Below are 9,506 nucleotides of genomic sequence, written 5' to 3' on the forward strand. Positions count from 1 at the left end.
CGCAATATCCCGTTATCGCCACCGCCCGGAATCGTTAGCGCCACCGTCAACTTTTTGCGCTAACAGTCTCATATAGTGGCGCTTTTTCCTCTTTAGACCGCATGGGCAGCGGGCTATATGGCGGCAAAGGAATTGCTCGCTTGGAGACCAGCTCATGACCATCAAAGTCGGGATCAACGGTTTCGGCCGCATCGGCCGCTGCACCCTGTCGCACATCGCCGCTTCGGGCCGCGAGGACATCGAAGTGATCAAGGTGAACGCGACCGGCCCGCTGGAAACCGCCGCGCATCTGATCAAATACGACTCCGTGCATGGCCGGTTCCCGGGCGAGGTCTCCATCGGCGAGGGCACTATGAACCTCGGCCGCGGCGACATGCAGATGTTCTCCACCTACGACATGGACGCTCTGGACTGGTCGGGCTGCGACGTGGTGCTGGAATGCACCGGCAAGTTCAACGACGGCGAGAAGGCCATAGCCCATCTGCAGCGCGGTGCGAAGAAGGTGCTGCTGTCCGCCCCCGGCAAGAACGTCGACAAAACCATCGTCTTCGGCGTCAACGACAGCGAGCTGCGCGCCTCGGGCCGGATGATCTCCAACGGCTCCTGCACCACCAACTGTCTGGCACCCCTGGCCAAGGTGCTGGACGAGGCCTTCGGCATCGAGCACGGCATCATGACCACGATCCACGCCTACACCGGCGATCAGCCGACGCTGGACCGCCGTCACGACGACCTCTACCGCGCCCGTGCCGCTGCCATGTCGATGATCCCGACGACCACCGGCGCCGCCCAGGCCCTGGGCGAAGTGCTGCCGAACCTGAAAGGCCGCCTCGACGGCTCCGCGATCCGGGTTCCGACGCCGAATGTCTCCGCCGTGGATCTCACCTTCCGCGCCGCGCGCGACGTCACCACCGACCAGATCAACGCCGCGATGAAGGAAGCCGCAGACGGCGCAATGAAGGGCGTGCTGGGCTACGAGCCCGCACCGCTGGTCTCGACCGATTTCAACCACAGCAGCGAAAGCTCGATCTTCGCACCGGACCAGACCCGCGTCGTGGACGGCCGCATGGTGCGGGTGCTGGCTTGGTACGACAACGAATGGGGCTTCTCGGTGCGCATGGCCGATGTGGCCGTTGCCATGGGCAAGCTGGGCTGACGCACGCCCTGCCCCTTGAGACTGCACGCCCGCTCAGGTTATCTGGGCGGGTGTTTTTCCCTGCGGCGGAGCCTCGATGACCAACCGGATCGCCCTGACCCTGGCGCTGCTCCTGGCCGCGGCCGCCTCCATTGACGTGTTGCTGTTCGGCGACCGCCACCTGGTGTTTCTCGGCAAACGACTTTTCGCGCTGATTCACTGGACCGCCTTCTGGCGCTAGACCAAGGATCGGGCTTCGGCTGGAGCGAAGCCGCCTTTACCCAAATCATCCCCAGCGCGGGACAAGGCCGAGAGGCCGCCGCGCATCGCCGGCGCGCCCTCCCGCGGCAGCGATGTGCGGCTTGCGGCTCAAGGACCGTGGCGGACAGATCGTCGCGGCGGACCGGAAGCGTATGGCGCGACTTCCCGGAAAGAGCCGGGACGTCCGCCCCGGCGCCGCGCGCGAAGCGCGCGCGCCAGAGAAGCGCAAAGCCGGAGCCGCCAGGCCCCGGCTTTGCTCAATTCACACGACCAACACTAAACTGCGAACCGCGCTTTCAGTGCCTCGTTCACCTCAGGGCTCACGAATTTCGACACATCGCCGCCCAGCCGCGCGATTTCCTTCACCAGCTTGGAGGCTATCGCCTGGTGCCGCGCTTCGGCCATCAGGAATACCGTCTCGATCGAGCTGTCGAGCACACGGTTCATGCCGACCATCTGGAATTCATACTCGAAATCGGCAACAGCGCGCAGGCCGCGCACGATGATCTGGGCGCCGACGTCGCGCGCGCAGTCGATCAGCAGGTTCTCGAAGGGATGCGGCACGATCTCGGTGCCGGTCTCGGCGCTCAGCTTAGCGCATTCCGCCTCGATCATCGCAAGCCGCTCCTCAAGCGGGAACAAGGGCCCCTTGTCGCGGTTGATTGCAACCCCGATGACCAGCTTATCGACCAGGGCGCAGGCCCGGCGGATGATGTCGGCATGTCCGATGGTGATCGGGTCAAACGTGCCGGGATAAAGACCCACGCGCATGGGCGGCCTCCTGCCATGTCAAAATTTTCGCGCAGGCAAGCACATTTGCGCCCGCAAATGCAAGTGCGCAGAAATACGCATCGCGGGAGCCTGGCAGGAGCGCCCGGCGGTGACCCGCGCCGCGCTCAGCGCGCCATAAGTCAGTGCCCCATGATCATGTCCTGAAGCGCGTCCTTCTCCATCGCCACCTCCGACAGCTGCGCCTTCACCACGTCGCCCAGGGTCACGATGCCCGCGAGCTTGTCATTCTCGATCACCGGCATGTGGCGGAACCGACCCTCGGTCATCTGCTGCAGCACTTGATCCACGCTGGACTGGCGGGTGCAGGTGATCAGCTTGCGGGTCATGTAGCTGCTGACCGGCTTGTCGAGACAGCCGGGCCCGACCTTGCTCAGCTCCCGCACGATGTCGCGCTCCGAAAGGATGCCCTCGGCGGCCTCGCCGTCGGGAGACACCACGACGGTGCCAATCTGGTTCTCCGACATCATCCGCGCCGCTTCCGCCACGCTGGCCTCGGGCTTGATCGTCACCACCCCAGTGCCGGCCTTGGACTTGAGAATTTCTTGAACAAGCATCCCGCAGATCTCCGAAAATATGTTGCCGCCTTTCTATTGAGGTTTGTCGCAACACCGCATCAAGTCAAGGCTTCCAGCCGCAGCACCTCGTCACGGAGGCCTTTTGACAACGCCTGCGCAAAGCGGTTCAGCCGCTCGCTGCGCTGATCGCCCTGGTGGCGGACGAGGTAGAAACTGCGCGTCAGGCTGATCTCTCCGGTCAGCACCTTGCGCAGCATCCGGTGCGACGGCAGCGTGAAATCATGCGCCACGCACAGCGCGGTGCCTTCCGCCGCCAGCCGGATCTGCACCGAAACCGAGTTGGAGGCCAGCGCCACCCGCTCCACCCCGATCTCGTTGAGGTAGTCGAGTTCGCGGTCGAAAATCATGTCGGGGATATAGCCGATCATCTTGCGATCTTTCAGGTCCTGCAGCCGGCCGATCGGCCCGTGGTCCTTCAGGTAATGGCGCGAGGCAACCATATGCAGCTTGTAGTCGGTGATCTTCTGCACCACCAGCTGCCCGGCGGAGGGCGCAGAGACGGTGACCGCCATGTCGGCCTCGCGGCGGCTGAGGTTGATCATCCGCGGCAGCGCCACGATCTGGATGTCGAGGTCGGGGTTCTTTTCCGATATCTCGGCGCAGACCTGCGGCAGCAGGTAGTTGGCGGCCCCGTCCGGCGCGCCGATGCGGATCTGGCCCGACAGCGTGTCGCTCGGGCCCGTCAGCGCCTCGGCGCCCGCGCGCATCGCCTGCTCGGCGGCTTCCGCATGCACCAGGAGCCGGTCCCCGGCGGCACTCAGCGCGTATCCCTGGGGCGATTTCACGAACAGCGGCGTGTCCAGCGCCTGCTCGAACCGGGCAATGCGGCGGCCTACGGTGGCGGGGTCCATCTTCAGGATCCGCCCGGCGCCGGACAGGCTCGCCTCCCGGGCCACCGCCAAAAACACTTTCATATCATCCCACTGGGGTTCCATCGGCCCGGGGTCCTCCCTGCTCCTGTCAACTTGTCGTTAACCATTTGCGTTACTGCAAAGCCTCTTTGAAATCTTTCCTCTTTTCCAGTGTTTTTTGCAAGCCTAGGATTGTCCCAACGGAAAAGAGGAGGATCCTATGCAGGAACTGACCCACTACATTAACGGCGAACACGTGAAGGGCACTTCGGGCCGGTTTGCCGATGTCTTCAACCCGGCCACCGGTGAGGTGCAGGCCCGGGTGCCGCTGGCCTCCAATGAGGAGATGGAGCACGCGGTGGCCATCGCCGCCAAGGCGCAGCCGGCCTGGGAAAAAGTGAACCCGCAGCGCCGCGCCCGGGTGATGATGAAATTCGTCGACCTCTTGAACCGCGACATGGACAAGCTGGCCGAGACCCTGAGCCGCGAGCACGGCAAGACCGTACCGGACGCCAAGGGCGACATTCAGCGCGGCCTGGAAGTGGTGGAATACTGCATCGGTGCGCCGCAGATGCTGAAGGGCGAGTTCACCGACAGCGCAGGCCCCGGCATCGACATGTACTCGATGCGCCAAGCCTTGGGCGTGACCGCGGGCATCACCCCGTTCAACTTCCCCGCGATGATCCCGATGTGGATGTTTGCCCCCGCCATCGCCTGCGGCAACGCCTTCATCCTGAAGCCGTCGGAGCGTGATCCCTCGGTGCCGCTGATGCTGGCGGAGCTGCTGGAAGAAGCCGGCCTGCCCAAGGGCATCATCCAGGTGGTGAACGGCGACAAGGAAGCGGTCGACGCGATCCTGTACAACGACACCATCCAGTCGGTCGGCTTTGTCGGCTCGACCCCGATCGCCGAGTACATCTATGGCACCGGCTGTGCCCAGGGCAAGCGCGTGCAGTGCTTCGGCGGCGCCAAGAACCACATGATCATCATGCCCGACGCCGACATGGACCAGGCCGCCGACGCGCTGGTCGGCGCAGGCTACGGCGCGGCGGGCGAACGCTGCATGGCGATCTCGGTTGCGGTTCCGGTCGGTGACGAAACCGCCGACCGCCTGATCGAAAAGCTGGTGCCGCGCATCGAGAAGCTGAAGGTCGGCCCCTACACCGCCGGCGACGACGTGGACTACGGCCCGGTGGTGACCGCCGCGGCGAAGGAGAACATCCTGGGTCTGGTCGAATCCGGCGTTGAGCAGGGCGCAAAACTGGTGGTCGACGGCCGCGGCTTCTCGCTGCAGGGCTATGAGGACGGCTTCTTTGTCGGCCCGCACCTGTTCGACAACGTGACCCCGGACATGGATATCTACAAGAAGGAAATCTTCGGCCCCGTGCTCTGCACCGTGCGCGCAGGCTCCTATGAGGAAGCGATCAAGCTGGCGATGGATCACGAGTACGGCAACGGCACCGCGATCTATACCCGCGATGGCGACGCCGCGCGCGACTTCGCCAACCGGATCAACATCGGCATGGTGGGCATCAACGTGCCGATCCCGGTGCCGCTGGCCTACCACACCTTCGGCGGCTGGAAGAAGTCGGCTTTTGGTGACCTGAACCAGCACGGCCCGGATGCGTTCAAATTCTACACGCGCACCAAGACCATCACCTCGCGCTGGCCCTCGGGCATCAAGGACGGTGGCGAGTTCAACTTTAGGCCGATGGACTAAAATCGTGACTTAGAACAATAAAGGCCCTGGTTTGATCCGGGGCCTTTTGCCGTCTGGTTAGGGAGCGGAAGGCTCAGGCGGCAGGCTCCGCCTCCGGGGAGCCGAACTTTGCGCGCATGAACTCCTCCTTCATCAGCTCCCCCTTCATCGCGGGCAGGCCGATGGCCTTGAGCCCGATGACCGCGGCATAGATCAGCACCGCCGAGGCCAGCGCGTCCAGCCCCCAGCCCGCCACCGGTGCCGCTGCGCCGAGGAAGGCCGGCAGATCCGCCAGCGCCGGGACGGTCCAGAGGCCGGTCAGCCCGTGCAGCACCAGCGCAATCCAGAAGCCCGCGCAGAACGGGCAATGCCACTGGTGGTAGAGCGTGCGCAGCGGCCGCGGCAGCGCCGCGATCAGCGTGTTGAACCAGCTGCCCCACTCCGGCAGCTTCTCCCAGACCAATATATGCACCGCGGTGGCGATCAGAACGAGTTCGAAGGTCATTTCAGGATCCTTATGTTAGTTAGTCTGCCATACTTTATGGCTCAAATGAGGGCTCACGCCCCCTGCTCCAAAGACTCCAGCAACACCGCGACGGCCTGCCGGTCCGAGTCCTCCAGCCGGCCGAGCAGATCCCGGGCCACGGCCAGATAGATCTCCCGCCCCTTGGCCAGCTGCGCCGCGCCTTCTTCGGTGAGCAGGATGTGCTGGGCGCGGGCATCATAGCGGCACGGGACGCGATGCACCCAGCCGCGCCCCTCCAGCTTCACCACCATCGCACTGGCCGAGGCCTTGCGCACGCCCATGTCATCGACAACATCCTGCAGGTGCTGTCCGTGGTCCTCCTTGCTGGTCTGCCGAGCTTCCTGATCCCTGATCGCGCTCAGGTACTCGAATTCGCTGTAGGTGACGCCCGCTTCCCCCGCGCTCCGGGCCCATTGCCGGTGCGCGCTGCGGTGAATCAGCTCCAGGAATCGGGCCAGTTGCATCGGCTGCTCCACAAGTTAGGATGACTAACTAATGAAATCTGACCCAACCGTCAATCCCCCTTACTTCTGACCGGGCGGCAAAGATCCGCCGCCGCGGGACAACACATCCGTGTGAGGCTGGACAGAAAGCCCCCGCGGCCCCTAGGAAAATCCGCCGCGATATCTATTTTCCCCCGGAGAATAAGAGCAAACCGCAAGAGGACAGTCATGAGCAACTTCCGCATCACCCGCCGTGCTACGCTGATGGGGCTTGGCGCCACTCTGGCCACTCCGGCCCTCCTGCGAGCGCAGTCCACCGATGCTTTCCCGCAGGACGAACCGGCGATCCGCGACCAGGTGCCGGTTGAGCGCAATGTCTCCGCCTTCGAACAGCAGGACTGGCAGGACCATTTCGACACGCTGGGGGCCGGCTGCCTGCTGGCCGACATCAGCTCGCGCGCGCTGCATTACTGGGGCGCGGACGGGGAGACCTACCGCCTGTTCCCCTCCTCCGTGCCGATGACCGAGGAGCTGACCAAGCGCGGCTATACCGAAGTGGTGCGCAAGGCCGAGAACCCAAGCTGGACGCCCACCGCGAACATGCGCGAGCGCGACCCCTCGCTGCCGGAGCGGATCGAGGGCGGCGCACCCGGCAACCCGCTGGGCACCCGTGCGATGTATCTGAGCTGGCCCGCCTACCTGGTGCACGGCACCCATGACACCCGCAAGATCGGGCGGCAGAGCTCCTCGGGCTGTATCGGCCTTTTCAACCAGCACGTGGAAGAGCTGTACGAGATGGTGCAGATCGGCACCCAGGTCCGCCTGCTCTGATCCGACTGGCCTGATTTCTTTGGCCTCATCCCTCTGGCCTGACTATCCAACAGCGCGGGCGGCGGTCATCCAACCGCCGCCCGTATTCCGTTGGAAAGGCGCCGCTCAGGCACCGATTTGCAGATGCTGCGGCGCTGCGCCGCTGCGCTGGCGCGCGACCACCATTTCCAATCCCGTTTCCAGATCGCGGGCAAACTGAGCAGTGTCGTAGAGCGGGCTTTGCCGCAGCCCCTGCTGCAACTGCACACGCAGATGGCCAAGCTCCTCCGGGTCCCGCGCCAGCCGCAGCGCCAGCGCCTCGTACTCCGCCTCGGTTTCCGTCACCAGCTCACTCATGCCGGCCGCCTTCAGAATGCTGCCCGCCACCCGCGCGGCGAACTGGCGGCCCAGCTTGGTCACCACCGGCACCCCCGCCAAAAGCGCATCGCTGGCGGTGGTATGGGCGTTCACCGCAAAGGTATCGAGGAACAGGTCCGCCTGCCGGTGCCGGGCCATGTGGTCCTCATGCGGGACGCGCTTGGCAAAGATGATCCGGTCCGCAGCCACACCCCGCTTCTCCGCCTCGGCGCGCAGGTTGGCCTCCGCCGCCGCATGGGCCGCAAAACACCACAGCACACTGCCCGGCACCCGCTGCAACAGCCGCATCCAGATACCGAATTCACTCAAGCTCACCTTGTAGGTGTTGTTGAAGGAGCAAAAGACAAAGGCGTCCTCCGGCAGCCCCAGCTCCGCGCGCGAGGGCGCCTCAGCCGGAACTTCACGGGTACTGTCGTTGACCTGATAGCACTGCGGCATCGCCAGCACCTTTTCGGTGCAGCCGTCGCGCATTTCCGGGGGGATCACGATGGGGTCGGCGAGGATATAGTCCATCTCCGGCATGCCCAGCGTGCCGGGATAGCCAAGGAAAGAAACCTGCACCGGCGCTGCGCGCACCGCAAAGATCCCGGTGCGGCCCTTTTCGGTGTAGCCCTTCAAGTCGATCGCCACGTCGATTCCGTCCGCGCGCGCTTGCATGGCGATAGCGCGGTCGTCCAGGTCGGCCACGTCACGGAACAGGTCGCAGGAGGTGCGGGCGCGGGTGTGCTGTTCGTCCTGCGCGCGGGATCCGTAATCATAGAGCACCACTTCGAAGCGGTCCCGGTCATGCAGCGAGAACAGCTCGCCGATCAGGAACATCGTCGCGTGGCTGAAGAAATCGTTGGAGAAATAGCCGATCCGGATTTTGCCGCCCGCCCGCGGCACCTGCGGCTCCAGCGGGACTTCCTGACGGCCCGCATGGATCAGCCGGGCATAGCGTTCGGCCACCGTGCGCTGGAAAAACGGGTCATCCGCAAGCGGCAGGACAGCAAAGGGTTCGACGTTTGCACTGGCGGTGCGCAGAAGCTCCACATCGTCGGGCCGCGCGGCAAAGCGGCTCCAATCCGCCAGATGGCCGTCTGCATGCAGCAGCCGCGCCCGGGCAATGGCATGGCCAGGGTCACAGGTCAGCGCGTGGGCAAACAGCGCCTGGGCATCGGTGTATTCCCCTGCCCCCCACAGCAATCCGGCCAGCGCGGTGAAAGCCTGCGCATTCTTCGGATCGGCCTGGATCGCCGCCTTGAAATGGTCGATGGCTTCGCCAATGCGGCCAAGGTTTTGCAAAAGCATAGCATACATCAGCTGTGCCGGTGCGGATCGCGGCATCTGCCGCACCGCTTTTCGCAGCAAAGCCTCCGCCTCACCGTAGTTCTGCAGCAGGAAAAGCCTCTGGCCTTCGTCCACCAGCCGCTGCACCTCCGCCGCGGCATCCGCCTGCCCCCGGTCAGTGCCTGCCTGTGCCTGCGGGCCCGGCGCAAACGCCGCAGCAACAGGCGGCGCCGTGGCAAGGCCCATCTTGAAATCGGCGGCCGCGGGTTTGGCGGGTTGCAGCGCAAAGGGCGCGCTTTTGGGGGCTGGCATCGTTCGGCCTCGCTGTTTACACATTCTGCTTGCCCGTTGCTTGCCAGAATTTGGTTGAAATTGAGTTTATCTGCCGGCACGCCGCCTGTTAGGGGACACTTCATATTGCAGTAACCGGAAGAGGTCGGATGAACCCGGAAGAACTCGGATGGAGCCATAAACAAGAGGGGCTTTGGGCAATCAAGTCCTGATGGCTCGGCCCAGAGCGTTTGTCCTTCAGTACTCGGCAAAATGGCCGGTATGGCACCTGAAGGCAAATCTGGGCCAGTTCCGATTGCAAACTCTCAATGCTCTCTCAAAATGCCATAAAACAGGCCTTTGAGGCAGTGAGCCTCCCCCAAAGAAGTGGTCCGCCCCTATGATTAGGAAACGGAGGACCATAGATGGCAACGAAGCGACCCAAGCCTGAAGAGATTGTCGTGAAGTTAAGGCAGGTTGAAGTTCTGATGGGGCAA

10 protein-coding genes are annotated in these 9,506 nt (G+C 64.1%); 4 read left to right on the forward strand and 6 right to left on the reverse strand.

Annotated elements, in window-relative coordinates:
* Positions 1–154: 154 nt before the first annotated feature.
* Both gap and ACOHX0_RS15630 read left to right on the forward strand, forming a co-directional pair.
* Positions 155–1,156, forward strand: coding sequence for a type I glyceraldehyde-3-phosphate dehydrogenase (gene gap, locus ACOHX0_RS15625; RefSeq protein WP_420677991.1), 1,002 nt, complete (start codon positions 155–157; stop codon positions 1,154–1,156).
* 76 nt (positions 1,157–1,232) lie between these two features.
* Positions 1,233–1,376, forward strand: coding sequence for a hypothetical protein (locus ACOHX0_RS15630; protein ID WP_420677993.1), 144 nt, complete (start codon positions 1,233–1,235; stop codon positions 1,374–1,376).
* 296 nt (positions 1,377–1,672) lie between these two features.
* On the opposite strand, the gene coaD is transcribed toward ACOHX0_RS15630, so the two are convergent.
* The 3 genes from coaD to ACOHX0_RS15645 all read right to left on the reverse strand — a co-directional run bounded on the left by coaD (position 1,673) and on the right by ACOHX0_RS15645 (position 3,698).
* Entirely contained in the window at positions 1,673–2,167 is a 495-nt protein-coding gene (gene coaD / locus ACOHX0_RS15635) for a pantetheine-phosphate adenylyltransferase (protein WP_420677995.1), read from the reverse strand.
* Positions 2,168–2,307: 140 nt separating this feature from the next.
* On the reverse strand, positions 2,308–2,742 hold the full coding sequence (locus ACOHX0_RS15640; protein WP_420677997.1) for a CBS domain-containing protein: 435 nt from the start codon (positions 2,740–2,742) through the stop codon (positions 2,308–2,310).
* A 59-nt stretch (positions 2,743–2,801) separates the two neighbouring features.
* Positions 2,802–3,698 carry a LysR family transcriptional regulator gene (locus ACOHX0_RS15645; RefSeq protein ID WP_420678000.1) on the reverse strand — a complete coding sequence of 299 codons (897 nt, stop codon included), beginning with the start codon at positions 3,696–3,698 and terminating at the stop codon, positions 2,802–2,804.
* Positions 3,699–3,834: 136 nt separating this feature from the next.
* On the opposite strand from ACOHX0_RS15645, the gene ACOHX0_RS15650 reads away from it, so the two are divergent.
* Positions 3,835–5,334, forward strand: a complete 1,500-nt coding sequence (locus ACOHX0_RS15650) for a CoA-acylating methylmalonate-semialdehyde dehydrogenase (protein WP_420678002.1) — start codon at positions 3,835–3,837, stop codon at positions 5,332–5,334.
* Between the two features lie 73 nt (positions 5,335–5,407).
* Here ACOHX0_RS15650 and ACOHX0_RS15655 read toward each other — a convergent pair whose 3' ends face one another.
* Positions 5,408–5,818, reverse strand: a complete 411-nt coding sequence (locus ACOHX0_RS15655; RefSeq protein WP_420678004.1) for a hypothetical protein — start codon at positions 5,816–5,818, stop codon at positions 5,408–5,410.
* A gap of 53 nt (positions 5,819–5,871) precedes the next feature.
* Positions 5,872–6,303: a MarR family winged helix-turn-helix transcriptional regulator gene (locus ACOHX0_RS15660; protein ID WP_420678005.1), complete on the reverse strand. Its 432-nt coding sequence runs from the start codon at positions 6,301–6,303 to the stop codon at positions 5,872–5,874.
* Between the two features lie 207 nt (positions 6,304–6,510).
* Here ACOHX0_RS15660 and ACOHX0_RS15665 point away from each other — a divergent pair, with 207 nt between their 5' ends.
* Positions 6,511–7,113, forward strand: coding sequence for a L,D-transpeptidase (locus ACOHX0_RS15665; protein ID WP_420678007.1), 603 nt, complete (start codon positions 6,511–6,513; stop codon positions 7,111–7,113).
* A gap of 105 nt (positions 7,114–7,218) precedes the next feature.
* On the opposite strand, the gene ACOHX0_RS15670 is transcribed toward ACOHX0_RS15665, so the two are convergent.
* On the reverse strand, positions 7,219–9,051 hold the full coding sequence (locus ACOHX0_RS15670; protein ID WP_420678008.1) for an O-linked N-acetylglucosamine transferase, SPINDLY family protein: 1,833 nt from the start codon (positions 9,049–9,051) through the stop codon (positions 7,219–7,221).
* Positions 9,052–9,506: the final 455 nt, after the last annotated feature.

The organism is Cribrihabitans pelagius, assembly GCF_048820915.1.
Taxonomy (GTDB): Bacteria; Pseudomonadota; Alphaproteobacteria; order Rhodobacterales; family Rhodobacteraceae; genus Cribrihabitans_A; species Cribrihabitans_A pelagius.

Bases quoted from the DNA above. Each gene is read 5' to 3' on its own strand.
- ACOHX0_RS15640 (WP_420677997.1), bottom strand. From the start codon at position 2,742: ATGCTTGTTCAAGAAATTCTCAAGTCCAAGGCCGGCACTGGGGTGGTG.
- ACOHX0_RS15630 (WP_420677993.1), top strand. From the start codon at position 1,233: ATGACCAACCGGATCGCCCTGACCCTGGCGCTGCTCCTGGCCGCGGCC.
- ACOHX0_RS15665 (WP_420678007.1), top strand. From the start codon at position 6,511: ATGAGCAACTTCCGCATCACCCGCCGTGCTACGCTGATGGGGCTTGGC.
- ACOHX0_RS15670 (WP_420678008.1), bottom strand. From the start codon at position 9,051: ATGCCAGCCCCCAAAAGCGCGCCCTTTGCGCTGCAACCCGCCAAACCC.
- ACOHX0_RS15660 (WP_420678005.1), bottom strand. From the start codon at position 6,303: ATGCAACTGGCCCGATTCCTGGAGCTGATTCACCGCAGCGCGCACCGG.
- coaD (WP_420677995.1), bottom strand. From the start codon at position 2,167: ATGCGCGTGGGTCTTTATCCCGGCACGTTTGACCCGATCACCATCGGA.
- ACOHX0_RS15655 (WP_420678004.1), bottom strand. From the start codon at position 5,818: ATGACCTTCGAACTCGTTCTGATCGCCACCGCGGTGCATATATTGGTC.
- ACOHX0_RS15645 (WP_420678000.1), bottom strand. From the start codon at position 3,698: ATGGAACCCCAGTGGGATGATATGAAAGTGTTTTTGGCGGTGGCCCGG.
- gap (WP_420677991.1), top strand. From the start codon at position 155: ATGACCATCAAAGTCGGGATCAACGGTTTCGGCCGCATCGGCCGCTGC.
- ACOHX0_RS15650 (WP_420678002.1), top strand. From the start codon at position 3,835: ATGCAGGAACTGACCCACTACATTAACGGCGAACACGTGAAGGGCACT.